The sequence below is a fragment of the Streptomyces aurantiaciflavus genome, from assembly GCF_049808595.1.
In the GTDB taxonomy this organism is placed as follows: Bacteria; Actinomycetota; Actinomycetes; order Streptomycetales; family Streptomycetaceae; genus Streptomyces.
The window spans coordinates 43,353-63,815 of sequence record NZ_JBNCAQ010000048.1 but is presented as its reverse complement, the minus strand read 5'-3'; the positions used below and the strand labels follow the sequence as shown (position 1 = coordinate 63,815).

General features: G+C 71.3%; 15 protein-coding genes and 1 pseudogene. 7 read left to right on the top strand and 9 right to left on the bottom strand.

Translation table 11 applies throughout. The annotated features are described in order from the left end of the window. Positions 1-29: 29 nt before the first annotated feature. Positions 30-611, bottom strand: a complete 582-nt coding sequence (locus ACPT94_RS38135) for a TetR/AcrR family transcriptional regulator (protein WP_360335587.1) — start codon at positions 609-611, stop codon at positions 30-32. A 284-nt stretch (positions 612-895) separates the two neighbouring features. Beyond that, the gene (locus ACPT94_RS38130) at positions 896-3,190 is read right to left on the bottom strand and encodes an alpha-L-fucosidase (protein ID WP_425247900.1); all 2,295 of its coding nucleotides are present in this window, start codon (positions 3,188-3,190) and stop codon (positions 896-898) included. A gap of 399 nt (positions 3,191-3,589) precedes the next feature. On the opposite strand from ACPT94_RS38130, the gene ACPT94_RS38125 reads away from it, so the two are divergent. Continuing rightward, entirely contained in the window at positions 3,590-5,029 is a 1,440-nt protein-coding gene (locus ACPT94_RS38125; protein WP_360335591.1) for an RICIN domain-containing protein, read from the top strand. 166 nt (positions 5,030-5,195) lie between these two features. Here ACPT94_RS38125 and ACPT94_RS38120 read toward each other — a convergent pair whose 3' ends face one another. After that, positions 5,196-6,428, bottom strand: coding sequence for an acyl-CoA dehydrogenase family protein (locus ACPT94_RS38120; protein ID WP_360335593.1), 1,233 nt, complete (start codon positions 6,426-6,428; stop codon positions 5,196-5,198). Positions 6,429-6,541: 113 nt separating this feature from the next. Here ACPT94_RS38120 and ACPT94_RS38115 point away from each other — a divergent pair, with 113 nt between their 5' ends. Then, positions 6,542-6,718, top strand: a complete 177-nt coding sequence (locus tag ACPT94_RS38115) for a hypothetical protein (protein ID WP_360335595.1) — start codon at positions 6,542-6,544, stop codon at positions 6,716-6,718. Between the two features lie 404 nt (positions 6,719-7,122). Here ACPT94_RS38115 and ACPT94_RS38110 read toward each other — a convergent pair whose 3' ends face one another. Beyond that, positions 7,123-7,497: a four-helix bundle copper-binding protein gene (locus tag ACPT94_RS38110; RefSeq protein WP_360335597.1), complete on the bottom strand. Its 375-nt coding sequence runs from the start codon at positions 7,495-7,497 to the stop codon at positions 7,123-7,125. A gap of 164 nt (positions 7,498-7,661) precedes the next feature. Here ACPT94_RS38110 and ACPT94_RS38105 point away from each other — a divergent pair, with 164 nt between their 5' ends. After that, the gene (locus tag ACPT94_RS38105; RefSeq protein ID WP_360335599.1) at positions 7,662-8,027 is read left to right on the top strand and encodes a DUF6479 family protein; all 366 of its coding nucleotides are present in this window, start codon (positions 7,662-7,664) and stop codon (positions 8,025-8,027) included. 65 nt (positions 8,028-8,092) lie between these two features. Beyond that, complete coding sequence (locus tag ACPT94_RS38100) at positions 8,093-8,443, top strand: DUF8129 domain-containing protein (RefSeq protein WP_189943501.1); 351 nt, start codon at positions 8,093-8,095, stop codon at positions 8,441-8,443. A gap of 92 nt (positions 8,444-8,535) precedes the next feature. Here ACPT94_RS38100 and ACPT94_RS38095 read toward each other — a convergent pair whose 3' ends face one another. Next, positions 8,536-9,396, bottom strand: a complete 861-nt coding sequence (locus tag ACPT94_RS38095; protein WP_360335904.1) for a fructosamine kinase family protein — start codon at positions 9,394-9,396, stop codon at positions 8,536-8,538. A gap of 222 nt (positions 9,397-9,618) precedes the next feature. On the opposite strand from ACPT94_RS38095, the gene ACPT94_RS38090 reads away from it, so the two are divergent. Beyond that, positions 9,619-11,547: a PAS domain S-box protein gene (locus tag ACPT94_RS38090; RefSeq protein WP_360335601.1), complete on the top strand. Its 1,929-nt coding sequence runs from the start codon at positions 9,619-9,621 to the stop codon at positions 11,545-11,547. Here ACPT94_RS38090 and ACPT94_RS38085 read toward each other — a convergent pair. From ACPT94_RS38085 to ACPT94_RS38070, 4 genes are all read right to left on the bottom strand, one after another. Continuing rightward, complete coding sequence (locus tag ACPT94_RS38085) at positions 11,531-12,559, bottom strand: ATP-grasp domain-containing protein (protein WP_425247899.1); 1,029 nt, start codon at positions 12,557-12,559, stop codon at positions 11,531-11,533. The genes ACPT94_RS38090 and ACPT94_RS38085 overlap by 17 nt on opposite strands. A gap of 563 nt (positions 12,560-13,122) precedes the next feature. After that, positions 13,123-13,554: a hypothetical protein gene (locus tag ACPT94_RS38080; protein WP_425247898.1), complete on the bottom strand. Its 432-nt coding sequence runs from the start codon at positions 13,552-13,554 to the stop codon at positions 13,123-13,125. A 291-nt stretch (positions 13,555-13,845) separates the two neighbouring features. Further along, complete coding sequence (locus ACPT94_RS38075; RefSeq protein ID WP_425247897.1) at positions 13,846-16,230, bottom strand: phosphoketolase family protein; 2,385 nt, start codon at positions 16,228-16,230, stop codon at positions 13,846-13,848. A gap of 188 nt (positions 16,231-16,418) precedes the next feature. Continuing rightward, a complete protein-coding gene (locus ACPT94_RS38070; protein WP_360335609.1) occupies positions 16,419-16,874 on the bottom strand; it encodes an RpiB/LacA/LacB family sugar-phosphate isomerase in 456 nt (151 codons plus the stop codon). 187 nt (positions 16,875-17,061) lie between these two features. On the opposite strand from ACPT94_RS38070, the gene ACPT94_RS38065 reads away from it, so the two are divergent. Both ACPT94_RS38065 and ACPT94_RS38060 read left to right on the top strand, forming a co-directional pair. Then, entirely contained in the window at positions 17,062-19,983 is a 2,922-nt protein-coding gene (locus ACPT94_RS38065; RefSeq protein ID WP_425247905.1) for a glycosyl hydrolase 115 family protein, read from the top strand. Positions 19,984-20,143: 160 nt separating this feature from the next. After that, positions 20,144-20,329, top strand: a pseudogene (locus ACPT94_RS38060) (transketolase C-terminal domain-containing protein); the annotation flags it as partial. Positions 20,330-20,463 lie beyond the last annotated feature (134 nt).

The window sequence follows — 20,463 nt, the reverse complement described above, 5'->3', positions numbered from 1 at the left end:
CATAGCCGCGGGCCTGATCAGACCAGCATTCAGGCTGCGGCCAGGAGAGCGGTGACGCCGTGCACGAGAGTGTCGTTCGCCTTCTGCGGATCGCTCAGATAGCCGGCGACCATTGCTCCGTCACGCATGGCCACCATGGCATCGGCCGAGCGTGCGGGGTCAGCCGCACCCGTCTGTTCGAAGGCGTCCTGGAGGATCTGGTGGAACCAGGCCCGGTGCGTCAGTACTGCCTGATGGACGACGCTGTCCCGCTCCGGGTACTCGGCGGCCGCGTTGATGAACGGGCATCCGCGGAAGCCCACGCCGCACAGCTCTTCACCGATTCCGCGTGCCATGGCCTGAAGGAAGACGGAGGAATCGGCGATCTCCGCCCTGACTGTACCGACGCGGTCGCGAATGCCCTGGTCCGTCGCCTCGAGGTAGGCCCGTACCAGGTCGTCCTTGCCTTCGAAATGTCGATAGAACGTGCCGCGGGCGATCTCCGCCTCAGCCATGATGCGGTCGACGCCGACCGCCCGGATGCCCTCGGTGTAGAAGAGCCGGCTCGCTGTGCTCAGCAGCCGGTCCCGAGCCGCGGGCCGGCGCCCTGATGCAGTCGCACGATTCGACATCCGCCCATTGTACAGAACGTTCTGTTCATGCAGACGGCCGGACTGAACCTGGGGCTCTGTGCGGCGGACGGGTGCATGCCCAGCCGCCGGGGTGCCCGACCGGCCGGCACTCCGGGCAGTGCGGCAGCACCGGTCGCCAGAGCGGCGGCGGTCAGGAATCGTCTGCGGCCTCCATCGGGAATCGCGCGCGCTCCATTGCGTTCGAGGGGGAACGCGGGGCCGCGCGATGGCCGGAGGCATGGGAGGCCGAGGGCCGGTGCCACCGGCCCTCTACGCATCGCCGGCTACAGGGCGACGAGCTGCCATTCCTGGTTGGTCCCGCCCGTGTTGGGCCACTGGATGATCGAGGCGCCGTCCGCGGTGGAGGCGTCCTTGACGTCGACGCACCAGCCGTTGCCGACGTTGACGATCCGGCAGTAGCCGGTGGAGGCGGGCACGAGCTGCCACCACTGGTTGCTGCTGCTGGTGTCGGTCCACTGGTCGAGAGCGGCGCCCTGGGCGGAGCCGCCCGGGCTGTCCATGACCTTGCCGCTCTTGACGTTGGCCAGCCGGTAGGAGCCGTCGGTGTTCGGCAGCAGTTTCCACTGCTGGTTGGTGCCGCTGGTCTGCGGCCACTGGATGAGGGATCCGCCGTCGGCGGTGGAGCCTCCGCTGACGTCCAGCACCTTCCCGCTCTTGTGGTTCACCAGACGGTAGGTACCGAGGTCGGCGGAGAAGGGGCGGTCGTAGATCTCCAGGTTGCGGATGGAGGCCCAGACGCCTGTGGGCAGTCCGGTCACCGTCACCCGCACATAGCGGACCTGGGCGCTGAACAGGGTGGCCTGTACCTGGCTGGTACTGGTGGTGCCGGTGCGGTCGGCCAGCATGGTCCAGGTGGTGTTGTCCGTGGAACCTTCGATCTTGTACCTGTAGTTCGTGGCGTCGAACTCCCAGGCGATCCGCGCGCCGGTGACCGCCTTGGTCGACCCCAGGTCCACCGTCAGCCAGGCCCCGGTGTTCGCGTTGTTGGCGCACCAGCGCGTCGCGGTGGAGCCGTCGACCGCCTTCGCCGCGGAGTTGCCCTTGGAGGACTCCTGGCTGCTCGCCGTCACGGAGCGGCCCGAGGCGATGTCGGCCGGCTGCACGGTCCGGTCCAGGGTGACACCGACGACGCTGTCCTCGGGGTTGCGGGTGCGGTTGATGCCCGTGATCGTCACCGTGCCGTCCGAGCCGACGGTGTACGGCAGGTCGGTGCCGGCCGCGACATCGAACACGCGGGTGACCTGGGCGTCCCCGATCGGCTGGGTGGTGAAGCTGGTGCCGCTGTAGCCGGGCAGCAGGTGGACGTAGAAGGTGCTGTCCTTGTAGGTGTAGCCGTACTTGCCGTCCACGGGGTTCCACGGGCCGCCGCGGGTGGCGTAGACGGCCTGCCCGTAGGTGGTCATGAAGGTGCCGATCCGGCGCAGCAGGCTCGCCTGCCCGGAGGGCACGGTGCCGTGCCGGTCCGGGCCGACGTTGACCATGGCCGTCATGTTCCGGATCCAGCAGTTGACCAGGAGGTTCATGGCGGTGCTGTAGCTCATGACCTTGCCGTCGGAGTTGTAGCCCCAGGTGCTGCCGACGGTGAAGACCTTCTCGGTGACCTTGCCGGTGCGGATGGCCCCGCTCGGCACGGAGGGGCCCTCCTCGCTGGCGTAGTCGCCGATCCATCCGGAGCGCGAGGTCGCGACGATGTCGGGCTGGTGCGCGCGCACCATGCCCATCAGCCCGAGCGGTTTGCCGCTGCTGTCGGTCTCGCCATAGGTGGAGTCCACCGGCCACTGGTTGGACGTGTCCCGGAACTGGCCGGGCTCCCAGAAGAACGCGGCGTCGGCGTCGCTGCCCTGCTCCGCGATCCAGCCGCCGTCCCACCACAGGTCGTCGATGACGCCGTACTGGGTGACGAGCTCCTTGATGGACTCGTACACCTCGGTCTTCATGATCCGCGCGTTCTCCTTGTGCGCGGGGTCGGTGGTGTATCCCCACGGGTTGGTCGCGCAGTTGGTGCCGTACACGTCGTAGTAGCCGGGGTAGCGCCAGTCGATGGGCGAGTAGTAGAGACCGACCTTCAGACCGGCCGCGCGGGTGGCCGCGACGTAGTCCTTGACGAAGTCGCGGCTCAGAGGCGCCTGCCCGGAGTTCCAGCTGTTCGGGTGGTTCAGCGGCCACAGGGCGAAGCCGTCGTGGTGACGGGTCGTCAGCACGGTGTACTTCGCCCCGAAGTCCTTGGCCAGTTGTGCCCAGGCCGACGGGTCGAAGGCATCCGCGGTGAACTGCTCGCCGGTCGTGTCGGTGACGTACTTCTGGTAGTCCGCGGGGGTGACGGGTGCGTTGTGCATCCACCACTCGCCCTTGGCGGGGCCCGAGTAGACACCCCAGTGGATGAACATCCCCAGCTTGGCGTCCTGCAGCCACTGGACCTTCGTGTCGGGCTGCTGCTCGAGGCCCATGTCGGTCCTGGGGATGCGCAGCGGGGCCAGCGGCAGGGGCTGGGACCCGGAGGTGGCGGCCTGGGCGGAGGCCGCCCCGAGGCTCGGCGTGACGACGGCGGCAACCGTCATGGCCGCCATACCCATCAGCACTCTTCGACGAGTGGGCGATTCTGACAAGGGGTTCTCTCCTGACTGTCCACAGGACAGCACAAACCGTGCTGCGGCTCAGCGTTCGGACCGAACGATCGGGGGAGTCATCCGATGAATGGCGGGTGCGCCGGGGAACCACACGGAGGGCGCGCACCACGCCCGATGACGTTGGATGTATTAAGGCTCAGAGCTCAGCTTCCGTCCAGACGTTGGACGAGTTTTGACGGAACTGCGTGGTTCATGCGAGCAACCAGGAACCCAGCGAACAGCAGACATCGGAGTTCTTGCTCTTGACGGGACTATGCCCCTCTCCTACCGTCCCTCAACGGGACCGCACACAATCAAACAGACAACTCAGCACCCTCGTTGAGGAACCCGATGCTCCGACGCACCCTCACGCTCGTACTGGCCGCCACGATGAGCGTGTTCGCCTTGCTGGTCACCGGGTCGCCCGCTCAGGCCGCCCCGGTCACCGTGACCAACGCCACCCAGTTCACCGACACCGCCGGCGCCGTAGTGCAGGCCCACGGCGGCGGAGTGATCAAGGTCGGCTCCTTCTTCTACTGGTTCGGCGAGAACCGCAACCCTGACAACACCTTCAAAGCCGTCTCGGTCTACCGCTCGACCGACCTCAAAACCTGGGAGTTCCGCCGCAACGTCCTGACGCAGAGCAGTGATCCCGAGCTGGCGATCGCCAACATCGAGCGGCCGAAGGTCATCTACAACAGCACGACCGGCAAGTACGTGATGTGGATGCACAAGGAGAACGGCAGCGACTACACCCAGGCCCGCGCCGCCGTCGCCGTGTCCGACACCGTCGACGGCGACTACACCTACAAGGGCAGCTTCCGGCCGCCCACCGGCACCACGTCCCGCGACATGACGCTGTTCAGGGACGACAACGGCACCGCCTACCAGATCACCTCCGCCAACAACAACGCCGACCTGCAGATCTTCAAGCTGAGCGCCGACTACACCTCCTACGACAGCCTGGTCGCCAACCCCTGGCCGGGCACGTTCCGCGAGGCTCCCGCGCTGTTCAAGCGGAACGGCGTCTACTTCATGCTCACCTCCGGCAACAGCGGCTGGAAGCCCAACCAGCAGAAGTACGCGACCGCCACGAGCATCACGGGTCCCTGGACCGCCATGACCGACGTCGGTGACGACACCGCCTACGGCTCCCAGACCGCGTTCGTGTTGCCCGTCCAGGGCACTCAGGGCACCTCGTACCTGTACATGGGCGACCGCTGGGGCAACTCCATGGGCGGCACGGTCAACGACTCGCAGTACGTCTGGCTCCCTCTGACCTTCCCCACCAGCACCACCATGGACCTGCCGTGGTACCCGCAGGTGGCCATCGACACCGACGCCGGCATGATCAGTGGGGTGGGCGGCGGCCCCTACTACAAGCTGATCGCCCGGCACAGCGGCAGGTGCCTCGACGTGTCCGACAACTCGGCCGCCGACAGTGCGGTCGCCATCCAGTACACCTGCACCGGCGGCCTCAACCAGCAGTGGCGGCTGCAGGACGCGGGAGACGGCTACGTGCGCGTCCTCGCCCAGCACAGCGGCAAGTGCCTCGACGTCGCGGGCGCCTCCACGGCAGACGGTGCCTACGTCAACCAGTACCACTGCACCACCGGCACCAACCAGCAGTGGCTGTTCAAGGATCAGGGCAATGGCAACTACCAACTGGTGGCCCGACACAGCGGCAAGTGCCTGGACGTGAAGGACGCCTCCACCGCCAACGGCGCCCGGCTCATCCAGTGGACCTGCGGCACCGGCGCCAACCAGCGGTTCCAGCGTGTGACCGCCTGACCGCAGAAAAGCCCGGCGGGTGGCGGCCGAATGCCGTCACCCGCCGGGCTTCGCGCCGTCCTCTGCACCGGCGCGAGGCTTTTACCGGCCGGGGCTACCGTCGCCACGGGAGATCTGGTGCCGACTGTCCACGGTATGTGACCACTGGCGTCGGTGGTCACACGGGCTAACGCCGTACCCGAGGCATCCCCAGCCCGATCCACGAGATGATCTCCCGCTGGATCTCGTTGTTGCCGCCGCCGAAGGTGAAGATCACGGCGGAGCGGTAGCCGCGTTCGAGTTCGCCGTGGAGGACGGCGCCCGCCGAGCCCTCCTGGAGTGCGCCCGGTGCCGCGACGACCTCGAGCAGCCAGGCGTAGGCGTCCCGGCGGGCCTCGGAGCCGTAGACCTTGACGGCGGAGGCGTCCTGGGGGGTGAGGGTGCCGTTCTGGAGGGCGCCCACCATCTGCCAGTTGAGGAGCTTGAGCGCGTCGAGCTTCACATGGGTCTGCGCGAGCCGGCGGCGCACCCAGGGCAGGTCGACCACCCGGCGGCCGTCGGCGAGTTTGGTCTCCGTCGCCCAGCGCTGGACGTCGTGGAGGGCGCGGATGGCCATGGTGCCGTGGGCGGCGAGGGTCACGCGCTCGTGGTTGAGCTGGTTGGTGATCAGCCGCCAGCCCTGGTTCTCGGCGCCGACGCGGTGGGAGACGGGGACGCGGACGTTCTCGTAGTAACTGGCGGTGGTGTCGTGGCCGGCGAGGGTGTGGATGAGGGTGCAGGAGTAGCCGGGGTCGGTGGTCGGCACGAGCAGCATGGTGATGCCCTGGTGCGGTGGGGCCTCGGGGTCGGTGCGGACCGCGAGCCAGACCCAGTCGGCGGTGTCGCCGTTGGTGGTCCAGATCTTCTGGCCGTTGACGACGTACTCTCCCCCGCTCTCGGCTCCTCCCCCGCTCTCGGCTTGGCTCGTGCGGGTGGCGCCCCCGTCGTCGCGCACCGCGCGCGTCTTCAGCGCGGCGAGGTCGGTGCCCGCCTCGGGTTCGCTGTAGCCGATGGCGAAGTCGATCTCGCCGGAGAGGATCCTCGGCAGGAAGTACGCCTTCTGCTCGTCCGTGCCGTAGCGCATGATCGTCGGGCCGACGGTGTTGAGCGCCATCAGCGGCAGCGGCACGCCGGCCTGGGCGGCCTCGTCGAAGAAGATGAACTGCTCGATCGGGGTGAGGCCGCGGCCGCCGTACTCCTTGGGCCAGCCGACGCCGAGCCAGCCGTCCGCGCCGAGGCGGCGGATGGTCTTGCGGTAGAACCGTTTCGCGCCGACCGGGTCGGCGTGCCGGGCGTAGGCGTTGTCCGGCACCAACTCGGCGAAGTAGGCGCGCAGTTCGGTGCGCAGTCGCAGCTGCTCGGGCGTGTGGTCGAGGTGCACGGCGCCTCCTGGCTCCCCAAGGCCGGTGTCCTGACGGCGCACACCGTAGAACGTGTTCCAGAAATTGGGAATGGCAGGGCGGGAAGAGGCCGGCACGGGGAGGATGTCGTCCCATGACGGTGGACGGACTCCATGCGCGGCTGAAGCGGGCGGGCCTCGAGATCGCGGATCCCTGGTGGTCCGAGGGCCCGCTGCCGCCCCGGGCGGCCTGGCGCCGGGTCACCTCCGGGGAGACCGCGCCACTGGTCACCCTTCCGGGAGACCGACCCGCGGAGGTCGACGCACGGTGACATGAGATCGCCGTCGAGAACGGCCTCTTCGGCGCCGACGGCATGTTCCTCGTCGAGATCGAGGGCGACCGCGCCGGCCGCGGACCCCGCAGCTGGGCGCGCGTCCGGCTCACGCCGGGCCCGAGCTGGTGGAGAGGTTCAGTCGGGACGCGCACGAGGAGGTCCGGGACCGGGCGGCGGCCGACCCCCGGCTGTCGGCCGCCTCGGCTGTACGGCTGCTCAGCGACCCGTACAGCACCGTCCGCACCGCGGCCTCCAGGCACCCGAGCCTGCCCGCCCGGACCCTGGTGGGCCTGCTGCGGGACACCGAGACCGCCGAAGTCGCAGCCCGGCACCCCCGTCTGCCCGTCCCGATCATGCGTCGGATGCTGGACGAGGTGCGCGCGGGCCGCGTCTGGGTTCCCTCAGCTCAGGGTCGCCATGAAGTCGGAGCAGGCCTGGGCGCACGCGCGGCAGGCGGCGGCGCTCTCCTCGGCGCCCGGGTACTTGTCGAAGACGTGCGCGCACTCCAGGCAGACCGTTCGGCACCACTCCAGCTGGACGCGGATACCCGTCTCGTCCATCCGGTTGTCCTCGGACAGCACACGGCAGGTGGCGTCGCACACCTCCGCGCACATGATGCCCTTGCGTCGTACGAGTTCCTGCAGTTCTGTCCCGTCCGGATCCACGAGGCTCGCGCGCGTCGCGCAGGCGCGCGCACACTCGGTGCACGCCTGAGCGCAGGCGAAGCGGTCCTCCAGGAACCGGAACAGTTCCTGTTGGGATGTCGTCGAAGTCACACAGCGCGGGTAGCCCGGGCCCGGCCTGGCCAAACCAGGCCGTGCGCTCCGCTTCTCCGGCCGCCCGCGATGCCGTCCCTGACGCGGTCCGCGATGCCGTGCGCACGCAGAGCAACGGGTGCCGCCCGGCGGTTCATGACCGGTTGCAGGGGTATTCGCCTGTTATGAGTACCGCAAGCATGCAGCTGGCCGCGTCGAGCGGCCTGCTCAGCCTGGGCATGTTCGTGGTCGGCATCGTCCTCGTGGCCCTGTTGGCCGGCAGCTTCTGGCTGGGCGCGCGTATCAAACTGCGCGAGCCGCCCCGGCCGCGCCCCGAGGAGCAGCCGCACCTCCCCCCGGACGGACCGGTGCAAGAGGTCCGGGAGAACCGGGAGCCCGACGAGGTACCGCAGACACCGAAGGGCGGCCGCGCCCTCACGCCGTACGAACTGACCAACATGCGGACCCGAACGAGCGCGGAGAAGAAGCGGCCGCGCTGGAGCCGGGGCAGCAGCGGCTCGTTCGGCGGGGGCGGTCTGGGCGCCCACTGAGCGGTCGCCCGCGCCCCACGCACGGAATGCCGCTCGAGGCCACCTGCGAACGGAAGTGATATCCCATGGCCGACAACGGCCGCAGCACCCTGCCCCTGCCCGACTACGACCACCTGCCCATCGGCGGCCTGGAGAGCCGGGTACGGTCGCTCACGGCCGGGGAGGTGGAGGAACTGCTCGCGTACGAGCGGACGCATGCCGACCGGCTCCCGGTCACCGAGCTGCTGACGTCCCGCCTGGAGCAGTTGGAGGCGGGCGCCGAGCCGACCTCGGGCGATCCGGGAGCCCTGCGTCCGGAGCAGTCCCAGCGGCACACCGGCTCCCCGGTGTCGCCGGCGACCTCACCGCAGCCCCACAGCCCACCGCCGCACGGCACCCCGGACCAGCGGGGCAAGCCGAAGGGGGACCGTATGTAGGGGACCTCACGTAGCGGCTCCCCGGCCGGGCGCGCGTCTTTCGCGTCCCCGGCCGGGGACACAGAGGGCCCGGGCCACCGCCCGGGCCCTCTTCAGCAGTTCCGCAGGGCCCGCGCGGCCACCGACAGCGCCTGCTCGGCGTACGTCCGGCCGAACAGGACCGCGTGCACGAGGAGCGGGAAGAGCTGGTGCACCCCGACGCGGTGGGGCCGGCCGTCGGCGAGCGGTGCCGCCTCCTGGTAGCCCTCCAGCACCTCCTCCAGGTGGGGGCAGCCGAACAGGTCCAGCATCGCGAGGTCCGTCTCGCGGTGTCCGCCGTGCGCGGCCGGGTCGATCAGCCGGACGTGGCCGTCCTCGCCCCACAGCACATTGCCGTTCCAGAGGTCGCCGTGGAGTCGCGCGGGTGGCTCGGCGGGGCCGGCCAGGTCGGGCAGCCGTGCGCAGAGCCGCTCGACGACGGCCGCCTCGGCGGGGCGTATCGTCCCTTCGTCGACCGCCGTCCGCAAGTACGGCAGCACCCGGTGTTCGGCGTACCAGGCGGGCCAGTCGTCGCCGTCGACGTTGCGCATGGGGGCGAGCCCGATGAAGGCGTCCCGTGGGCCGCCCGGCGGTGGAGCGCCGAACGCGGGAGCCCCCGCGGCGTGCAGGACGGCCAGGTCGCGGCCGAACCGGCGGGCGGTTTCGGGGCTCGGCCGGCCCAGCGGCACGCGGTCGGTCACCAGCCAGCGTTCGTCGTGCCCGTGCACGGAGGGGACGCGGACCGCGCCGGCGTCGGCCAGCCAGCGCAGCCCGGCCGCCTCCGCGCGCACCGCGCCCGTCCCGTCACCGCGTTTGACCATCACCGTGCGGCCGTCGTCGAGGGTGACCTCGGCCAGGGCGGCGGACAGCGGGCGTTCGCGGATCGCGGCCGCTCCGGTGAGGCGGGCCGCGACGGCGCCGGGCGCGTCAGGCATGTACACGGCGTCCAGGGTACGGCGGCCGAGGTCACACGGAAGGGTTCCGACCGGGGCGTTTCGGGCGGTGCGGTCCGCGGACACCGGCGCCGGTGGTAGCGACTGGGTTCGCCTGCCGGACGGCCAGGTTCGGGCGTGAACGGTCAGTAAGCGACATCGCGGAGCGAAGGCGGTGTGAAGGCGCTGTGATGGCCTTAATCGTCGCGCAAAGTGAGGTGGAACATGGCCGACTTGGTGCAGGCGGAACCGGCGGCACGACAACGGTGCGACTGCCGCGTCCCCGCGCCGGAGGGCGGCGCCGAGGAGCGGTTCCGCGGGCTGCTGGAGGCGGCGCCGGACGCGATGGTCATCGTCGACGACACCGGCACCATCAGGCTCGTCAACGCCCAGACGGAGGCCCTCTTCGGCTACGGCCGCGAGGAACTGCTCGGCCATCCGGTCGAGTTGCTGATCCCGCACCGCTTCCGCGGCCAGCACACCGCGCACCGCGGCGGGTACGCGGCCAACCGGCAGGTCCGGCCCATGGGCGCCGGGCTCGAACTGCACGGGCTGCGCAAGGACGGCACGGAGTTCCCCGTCGAGATCAGCCTGAGCCCGCTGGAGACGACGGAGGGCCTGCTGGTGTCGGCGGCCGTCCGGGACGTCAGCGACCGCAAGGCGGCCGAGGCCCGGATCAACGAGCTGGCCGCGCTGGTGGAGTCCTCGCAGGACGCGATCCTCGCCCACACCCTCGACGGCTGCATCACCTACTGGAACGCGGCCGCGCAGCGCCTGTACGGCTACACCGCCGAGGAGGCCATCGGCCGGCACGTCTCCCTGCTGGCCCCGCCGGAGCTGCGCGGCGAGGTGAGGGCCCTGCTGAAGCGGCTGCGGCGGGGCCGGAAGGTCGAGCACTTCGAGACGCTGCGGGTGACCCGGACCGGGGCGCTGCTGGACGTGGACGTGACGCTGTGGCCGACCCGGGACACGCACGGCACGGTGGTCGGGGCGTGCGCGATCGTGCGGGACATCAGCGACCGCAAGCGCGCGGAGGCCGAGCTCACCGCCCTGTACGAGCAGCAGCGGCACATCGCGCTCACCCTGCAGCGCAGCCTGATGGGCACCCCGCCCGCACTGCCCGGCCTGGCCACCGCCAGCCGCTACCGGCCCGCCACGCAGGGCGCCGGTGTGGGCGGCGACTGGTTCGACCTGATCCCGCTGGGCGCCGACCGGGTGGGCGTGCTGATCGGGGACGTGATGGGCCGCGGCCTCGAAGCGGCCGCCGTGATGGGCCAGTTGCGCTCGGCCGCGCACGCCCTGGCGAAGACCGGTATGCAGCCCCGGCAGCTGATGCGGGCGCTCGACACCTGCGTCGCCGACCTCGACGTACCCGACCAGCTCGTCACCTGCTGCTACCTGGTGATCGCCCCCGACGCGGGCACGGTGACCGTCTGCTCGGCCGGCCATCTGCCGGTCCTGGTGGCCGACGCGGGCGACGGTGTCCGCGCCCTCGCCAGCCCCGTCAACGCGCCCCTCGGCGTGGGCGACGTCCTGTACGAGCAGTCCAGTTCGGAGATACCGCCGGGGGCCACCCTGGTGCTCTACACGGACGGTCTGATCGAGACGCCGGACGCCGACATCGAGATGCGCATCGGTGAACTCACCGTCCTCCTCGACAGCCTCTTCGCCGGCACGCCGTCTCTGGAGGCGGCGGCGGACCAGGTGCTGGCGGGCCTGCTGCCGGACCCCGACAGCCACAACGACGACGTGACCCTGCTGCTGGCCCAGCTGCCCGCCGCGCCGCTCGCTGCCGTCACCACCGACCTCCCGGCCGTCCCGTCCTCCGTCCCGGAGGGCCGCGCCTTCCTGCACAAGGCGCTCACCTCATGGCACTGCGCGGACCGCGCCGACGACGCACTCCTGCTGCTGTCGGAGACGCTGACCAACGCCGTCCAGCACGGCGAGGGCCCGATCGCCCTGCATCTGCACCGCACGGCCACCGACCTCACGGTCGAGGTCGGCGACCGCAGCCCTCAGCTGCCGCAGCCGCGCCGGGCGGCGGAGGCCGAGGAGTGCGGGCGCGGCCTGCTCCTCGTCCGTGCCCTCGCCGACAGCTGGGGCGTGCGGCCGACGGACGAGGGCAAGACGACGTGGTTCACGCTGAGGTTGTGAAACCCTCGCGGCCCGTACCGATCGTCTCGGGCACCTGCGGTGGACGGGCCGTCCCGCGACCGCCCCGCGCCAGGGCGTGGGCATGGGCGTCCAGGTGTGCCTGGATGTACGGCACGGCCACCGCGTCGACCTCGACCTTGCCGTCGACGAAGGCGGGCTGGACGTTGACCTCGAAGACGACCCCGCCGTTCTCCACGGCCAGGTCGACCCCGGCGAAGGGCAGCCCCACCGACGCGGTGGCGGCGACCGCCAGTTCGGCGAGACGGGGCGGCAGGTCCGGCGGGGCGATGTGGACGGCGGTGGCTCCCTGGCAGGTGTTGCAGGGGGCGTCGGGCTCGGGCTGGAGGTGCTCGCGGGCGTGGACGACCCGGCCGCCGAGGACGAAGACGCGGAACTGGTGGCGCAGGCCGTCGGCGGTGACGTTGCCCGCGTCGCGGGAGAGCATCCAGTCGGTGCCGTGCTTGGCGTAGTAGGCGGTGGCGGCCTCCAGCTGGGCCGGGGTGGTGACATGGAAGGTGTCGTTGCCCCCGGTGCCGACGACCGGGCGGGCCCAGGTGTCGTGGCCGAGCCGCTCGAAGGCGTCGGCGGCCTCGCGCGCGGAGGGCCGGGACAGCACGACGGTCTCCATCTGGGCGATGCCGTCCCGGCGGAAGCGCTCGACGGTCAGGTTCTTCTCCGTCGCCGTGCGCCAGGCCTCGGCGCCGGCGCCGAGAGTGACCACGTCGTGGCGTCCCAGGATGTCCTGGAAGGCGGCGAGGGAGCGACGGCGGTGCGGCGGGATCTCGTAGAGGACGACGATGTCGGGCACCAAGTCCAGTCCTTCTCCGGGGACTTGGAGCCGTAAGCGGCCTCCGTCGCGGACGCCGCGGCCGGTCCCGCCGGTCGCGAAGTGGCGGGAGTCGATCCGAACGGGCGGTGTTCCGGTGAGCAGTTCCACCGCCTCGGCGAGGTACTCCCGGCAGCCTTCGGGCGACGTGGGGTCGGCTATCAGGGCGATGCACGGTCGGGACACAGCGGCCTCCAGTGGCTCTTGACACGCGCCCGGACCGGGCACCCGGCTGTTCGGCCCGAACGGCGTCACGGGGTGGTGCCTGTCGCGCGGGTGGTCGTCGCAGCCGTCGCCCTGGGAGCCGCGCCGGTGTGCGGGCCGTGCCGGGTCCGGGCGAGGGCCGGGCCGGGACGACCGGTGACCACGGGAGTGGTGGGGCTCGCCCCGCCGGATCCGCGCCGCAGGGCTGGGCGGAACACTGTAGGCGTCGGGCGGGAGGCCGTACCAGGGCGCACGCCCAACGGCTCCCTGCCCCTTCCCCTGCGCCGTCCGCCCCCGTCCGTGCGCCCTGCCCGAGGCCCGGCCGGTCGGCCTTCGGCGGGGTCGAGGCGGCCCTCATCCGAGCGAAGGGTGTCCTCGGCGGGCCGGACGACCGGAAACGGCAGAGGCTCGGCAACGCCCAGGGACCGCCGGTGGCGGGAGCCGACGGGCCGGCCGACGTCCGTACGTGTGCACGCGTGTGGTCGGCCGGCGCCGCCGGGAGTGCGTCCCGGGCCTGCAAAGCCCGACTCAGGTGTGGGCCGGCGTCATCGCTTCTTGGAGTACACCACGGCCACGTGGAAGCTGCGGTCCGCCGGCGTCCCCGCCGAGTCGAAGGTCTGCACGTACAGACAGTTGCTGGTGCCGATGCGGCCCACGACGGTGATCTCACCGGGTGCCGACGTGCTGACGTTGCCGGGGAGGCCGATGGTCGCGACGTAGGTGCCGTTGGTGATCGGCACCTTGAAGCAGACCTGGTAGGTGCCGACGGGGTTCTCGACCCTGGTCGCCGACTCGGCACCGAAGCTCTGCCCGTCAACGAGAGTCCCGTCCTCCCTCACCACGGCCCGCACGATCCTCTGATCCTGCCTCAGGTCGAGGGCACTGAGCTCCTTGACGCCTGTTTCCGCGCCTGCCGCCGAGTTCGTCGTGTTCGGCGGGACCGGTGTCGCCGCGCCGGCGGCCGCGGGTGAGGCCATGAGAACCCCGGCGATCACGGATCCGGCCACCGCCGAAAAACCCCTGACCGTCCAAGTGAACCTCCTGGGCCGGACGCCGAGACGCCACGGGGCCCTGAGTTCAAATGTCACGCTTGCTCCTTGTCTGTGAGTGCCAGATCCACCCGGAGAGCAATTCCGCAGGCACCGCGTCCGTCTTCACCGTTGATCCGAGTTGTCACCCGTGCGGGCCATGGAAATGCGCCGAATGGGAGCGAAGCAGCGTGCCCCGTCCCGTCGCGGCCGGTGAACGGCGGCCGCGACGAGGGCCGTTCAGCCGTCCCAGGTCCAGTCGGCGACCTCGGGCAGGTCGGTGCCGTGGACGCGGATCCAGTCGTGGTGGCGCAGCCGCACGTCCTCCATCCGCTGGCGTACGGACGCCGCGCGCACCGCGAGGCCGGGGACGCGGTCGATGACGTCCATGACGAGGCGGTAGCGGTCGAGGTCGTTGCGGACGACCATGTCGAAGGGCGTGGTGGTCGTGCCGAACTCCTTGTAGCCGCGTACGTGCAGATGGGCGTGGCCGGCGCGACTGTAGGCGAGGCGGTGGATCAGCCACGGGTAGCCGTGGTAGGCGAAGACGACCGGCTTGTCGGCGGTGAACAGGCCGTCGTACTCGAAGTCGTTCATCCCGTGCGGGTGTTCACCGCTCGGCATCAGGCGGGCGATGTCGACGACGTTGACGACGCGGACGGCGAGCTCCGGGAGGTGAGTGCGCAGCAGCTGGGCGGCCGCGAGCACCTCCTGGGTGGGGACGTCGCCCGCGCAGGCGAGGACGACGTCGGGTTCCCGGGTGCCGTCCTCGGTGCCGGCCCACTCCCACACGCCGGCGCCGCGCGCGCAGTGGACGCGGGCCTGGTCCAGGGTCAGCCAGTCGTAACAGGGCTGCTTGCCGGCCACGATCACGTTGACGTAGTCGCGGCTGCGCAGGGCGTGGTCGGCCACCGACAGCAGGGTGTTGGCGTCCGGCGGCAGATAGACCCGTACCGCCTCCGGGCTCTTGTTGAGGATGTGGTCGACGAAGCCGGGGTCCTGGTGGGAGAAACCGTTGTGGTCCTGGCGCCAGACGTGCGACGTCAGCAGGTAGTTGAGGGAGGCGATGGGAGCGCGCCAGGGCAGGCGGCGGGTGACGCGCAGCCACTTGATGTGCTGGTTGACCATCGAGTCGACGATGTGCACGAACGCCTCGTAGCAGGAGAACAGCCCGTGCCGGCCGGTCAGCAGATAGCCCTCCAGCCAGCCCTGGCAGGTGTGCTCGGAGAGGATCTCCATCACCCGGCCGTGCCGGTCGAGGTGTTCGTCGACCTGGAGGGTCTGCGCCTGCCAGGCCTTGCCGCTGGCGCCGTAGACGGCCTGGAGGCGGTTGGAGGCGGTCTCGTCGGGGCCGACGAGCCGGAAGTCGCGCCGCTCGGCGGTGGAGCGCATGACGTCCTCCAGCAACCGGCCCAGGACGCTGGTGGGTTCGTGGAGGGTGGCTCCGGGCTTGTCCACGTCGACGGCGTAGGACTCCAGGGCGGGCACGGGGAGTTCGCGCAGCAGGAGTCCGCCGTTGGCGTGCGGGGTGGCGCCGAGGCGGCGGGTCCCGTCGGGGATCCAGGTCAGGACGTCGAGGCGCGGGGCGCCGTGCTCGTCGAAGAGTTCCTCGGGCCGGTAGGAGCGCAGCCACGCCTCCAGCTGGCGCAGGTGCTCGGGGTTGTCCCGCACGGCGGCCAGCGGCACCTGGTGGGAACGCCAGGTGCCCTCCACGGGCAGGCCGTCGACCTGGGCGGGGCCCGTCCAGCCCTTCGGGGTGCGCAGGACGATCACCGGCCAGCGGGGGCGTTCGCCGGTGCCGTCCTCGCGGGCGGCGCGCTGGAGGTCGGCGATGCGGTCCAGGGCGGTGTCCATGGCCTCGGCCATCGCGCGGTGGACGGCGGCCGGGTCGTCGCCGGTGACATGGACGGGGTCGTGGCCGTAGCCGCGCAGGAGTTCGTCGAGTTCGGGCTCGGGGAGGCGGGCGAGGACCGTCGGGTTGGCGATCTTGTAGCCGTTGAGGTGGAGGATCGGCAGGACGGCGCCGTCGTGGACGGGGTCGAGGAACTTGTTCGAGTGCCAGGACGCGGCCAGCGGCCCGGTCTCGGCCTCGCCGTCCCCGATCACGCAGGCGACCAGCAGGTCGGGGTTGTCGTAGGCGGCGCCGTAGGCGTGGGAGAGGGAGTAGCCGAGTTCGCCGCCCTCGTGGATCGAGCCGGGTGTCTCGGGGGCGACGTGGCTCGGGACTCCGCCGGGGAAGGAGAACTGTTTGAACAGGCGGGCCATGCCGGGCGCGTCCCGGGTGACGTCCGGGTAGGTCTCGGTGTACGAGTTCTCCAGCCAGGAGTTGGCGACCACCGCGGGGCCGCCGTGGCCGGGGCCCCAGATGCACAGGGCGTTCAGATCACGGGTCCGGATGACGCGGTTGAGGTGGGTGTACACCAGGTTGAGTCCGGGCGAGGTGCCCCAGTGGCCGAGCAGCCGCGGTTTGACGTGTTCCGGGCGGAGTGGCTCGGTGAGCAGGGGGTTGGCCATGAGGTAGATCTGGCCGACGGACAGGTAGTTCGCGGCGCGCCAGTGGGCGTCGAGCGTCCTCAGCTCGTCGTCGGTGAGCCGGGCGGACGCCTGCCGGGTGTCGACGGACATCTCGGGTTCCCTTCCGGTTCGGGTTCTGCGGGAGGTGCATGCCGGTCCGTACCTCCCCACCCTCTCCCGGCCGCCGGGTACCCGCCAGGGCCGATCGGCCCATCCGGCGGAGCGGAAAACGCCGTGCGGGCTCACGGGCGCCCGGCCGGAACCTCTCACGAACGCTCTCAGGAGACCGTCGTGAGCCGTCAGGAAACCGTCCGGCCCTGGTCGAGCCGTTCGATGTGCCGTACGTTCTGCCGGTCCTCGGCGTCCTCGCCGGCCTCGCCCGAGAACCAGGCGTCGAGGATCTCCTTGAGCAGCGGCTCGGAGGTCAGGCGCAGGCTGAGGGCGAGGACGTTGGCGTCGTTCCAGCGGCGGGCGCCGTCGGCCGTGTAGGCGTCGGCGCACAGGGCCGCGCGGACACCGGGCACCTTGTTCGCGGCGATCGACGCGCCCGTGCCGGTCCAGCAGCACACCACCGCCTGCTCCGAGGTGCCCTCGGCCACGTCCCGGGCCGCCGCCTCCGAGCACACCGCCCACTGCGGGTCGGCGCCGGGGTGCAGCGCGCCGTGCGTCACGACGTCGTGCCCACGACCGCGCAGCTCCGCGACGAGGGCACGGGCCACGGGTTCGTCCATGTCGGAGGAGACGGAGATCCGCATGCCTCGGAGCCTACTGAGTGCACGGTTCTGGACGCCACCGTCGCCGCCGCCCTAAGGTGCGGGGGAAAGCGCTTTCTAGCATGCCCATGCCATCCACCTGCCGACGCAGGGAAAGGAAGCGACTGTGCCCCCCATCGCACCCCAGGACCCGTCGCAGTGGTGGACCCGCAAGGCGTTCCTGAGAGGGATGACGGCCGCCGGGTTGACCCCGCTGGTCCCCGGCGTCCTTCCCTCGGCCGCCGCCCCCGCCGCCGCTGCGGACCGGCCGGAGTTCCCGCTGGTACGCGGCGGCGTCGCGGTCGACGTGTTCGTGGACGCGGCCGACGACGCCGCGGTGATCCGGGCGGCCGGCGATCTGCGGGCGGACGTCGAACGCGTCGGCGGGGTCCGGCCGGCGCTGCGGCACACACTGCCGGAGCGGGCCGCCGGACTGGTCGTGGTGGGCACCATCGGCGCGAGCCCGGTCGTCGACCGGCTCGTCGCGCAGGGGCGCCTGGACGTCTCACGGGTGAAGGGCCGCTGGGAGGCGTCGGTGACCCAGGTCGTGGACCGTCCGCTGCCCGGCGTGGACCGGGCCCTGGTGATCGCGGGCAGCGACCGGCGCGGCACGGTCTACGGCGTCTACGACACCTCCGAGCGGATCGGGGTCTCCCCCTGGTACTGGTGGGCCGACGTCCCGGTCGAACACCGCGACACCGTCACGGTGCCGGCCGGGCCCCTCAAGCGGTACGAGCCGTCCGTCCGCTACCGGGGCGTCTTCATCAACGACGAGCAGAACCTGACCACCTGGTCCCACCGCACCCAGGAGCCGGACAAGAACATCGGCCCGAGGACGTACGAGCGGATCTTCGAGCTGCTGCTGCGGCTGAAGGCCAACTACCTGTGGCCGGCCATGCATCCGTACTCCGACTTCTTCAACAAGCACCGCGAGAACCCCGAACTGGCCGACCGCTACGGCATCGTCGTCGGCTCCAGCCACCCCGAGGCCCTGCTGCGCAACGGAGTCCACGAGTGGGCGCCCTGGGCGGAGGAACACCGCGGGGCGGACGGGACTCTGCCGGTGTACGACTACACGGTGAACCCCGCGGTCATCTCCGACTACTGGAGAGCCCGGGCCCGCGAGAACGCGGCCTACGAGAGCAGTTGGACCCTCGGCATGCGCGGGTTGCACGACAGCGCGCTGGAGACGAAGCACGCCACGACGATCCCCGAGAAGGTCGCGGTGATGAACGACATCATCGCCGACCAGCGGCGGATCCTGGCCGAGGAGGTCGGTGCCGCCGCCGAGCCGCAGATCTTCATCCCGTACAAGGAGGTCCTGGAGCTGTACAACGCGGGCGTCCGGGTGCCCGACGACGTGACGCTGATCTGGCCCGACGACAACCACGGCAACATGCGCCAGCTGCCCGACGCGGCGGAACGCGCCCGGCCGGGCGGCAACGGCATCTACTACCACCTCTCCTACTGGGGCCGGCCCCGCAGCTACCTGTGGCTGGACACCACCCAACTGGCGAAGATCCGGCAGGAGTTGCGGCGGGTGTACGAGCACGGCGCCGACCGTATGTGGATCTTCAACGTGGGGGACGTCAAGTCGATCGAGACCGGGCTGTCCTTCTGCATGGACATGGCCTGGGACGTGGGCCGCCGGCACGCCGACGACGTCGAGGGCTTCCTGGCCGAGTGGGCCGGGCGGCAGTTCGGGCGCCGCCACGCCCGGGAGATCGCCGGGATCCGCACGGAGTACTACCGGCTGGCGGCGGAGAGACGCCCGGAGTTCATCGACCGCGGGATCTTCTCCGTCGTCCACCACGGCGACGAGGCGGGGCGCCGGCTGGCCGCCTACGACCGGTTGCTGGAGCGGGCGCGGGCCGTGGCGGCCAGGTTGCCGGAGGCGTATCGGGACGCCTTCTTCGAGCTGGTCGAGTACCCGGTGCACGGTGCCTACCTGATGAACCTGAAGTACTACTGGGCGGACCGCAACGCGGTCGCCGTGCGTCAGGGGCGGGGCGCGGGCACGAACCGTTTCGCGGACCTGGCCCATGCCGCGCACGCCGAGGAGGTGGCGATCACGCAGCGGTACAACACCCAGGTGGCGGGCGGGAAATGGGACGGGATCGTCAACCCGTACCCCTCGCAGATCCCCAAGGCGCCGGGCCGCCCGGCCGTGACCCGGCTCCCCCGGCAGGAGACGTCCGGGCTGGGAGTGGCGGCCGAGGGCAACGAGACCGGTACGGCACGCCCGCTGTCGTTCTCGTCCTCCACCCGCGACCGTCGCTTCGTGGACGTCTTCAACACCGGTTTCCTGCCGTTGGACTGGGCCGCGGAGGCAGACCGCCGCTGGGTCGTGCTGAGCGCGGCCGGCGGCTCCCTGACCGAGCAGAGACGGCTGTGGGTGGGGATCGACTGGGCGCGCGTGCCCGAGGGGGTGTGGGACGCGACGGTCACCGTCAGCGGGGCCGGGCAGCGGTTCGAGGTGCCGCTGCGGGTGCGCAACGACGGGGAGCGGGCACGCCGGCGGGCGCGCGGGTTCGTCGAGGCGCACGGGTACGTGTCGATCGACGCCGTGCACACCGACCGCCGCGTGGCGCGTGGCGGGGCCCGCTGGCGGACCGTGCGCGGGCTGGGCCGTCGTACGGCCGCCGTGGAGGCGGTGCCGTCGACGGCGGCCCCGGTGACCGGCGACTTCGCGACGCGGGCACCTGAGTTGAGGTACCGGGTGCGCTTCACCGGCGCGGGGACCTTCCCCGTCACCGTCTTCCGGTTGCCCTCCCTCGACGAACGCGGTCACCGCCGCCTGGCACTCGCGCTCGACGACCAGCCGGTCACCGTCCTGTCCGGACAGGCCGTCGCCACCGGCAACCGGGGTGACGCCTGGGCCCGCAACGTGGAGGAGGGCGTCGAGAAACTGACCGCGACGGTGACCGTCACCGAACCGGGCGAGCACGTCCTGCGGCTCTTCATGGTCGACCCCGCGATCGCCGTCGACCAGATCGTCATCGACACGGGCGGACTGCCGGCGGCGTATCTGGCGCCGCCGGAGAGCTACCACTCGGTCTTCCACCCCAAGCCCGCTGCTGCCGGGGAGGGCGTGGACGCGCCGGAGGTGTAGGAGAGGGGCCGCGTTGCTGATCGAGCCGCGTTCCTGATCGAGCCGCGTTCCTGATCGAGCCGCAGGGTGGAGCCGCGGGCCGGGCCGGCGTACGGGACAGGACGCGGCCTCGCGGTGGTCGTGTGCCGGGGCGACCTCCACCCCCGTACGAGGCGCGAAGGCCGCCGAGGCCCTCGACGGCGAAGGGATCGCGGCGCGGGTCATCGACCTGTACTCGGTGAAGCCCGTCGACCGGGCCACGCTGCGGCGGGCCGCCGAGGAGACCGGGTGCCTGGTGACGGTGGAGTACCACCACGAGGAGGGCGGCCTCGGCGACGCCGTCCTGGACGCCTTCCTCGACGGGCGGCGGGCCAGGGCCGTCCTCATCGGCCGCTTGCCCCGACCGAGTGACATCCGATGCCGGACGTCGATGGTCCTGCGTCCGGCTCGGCACGCTGACTCCACGGTGAACACGGGCGCTCTCGGCGCCCGGATTCCCGT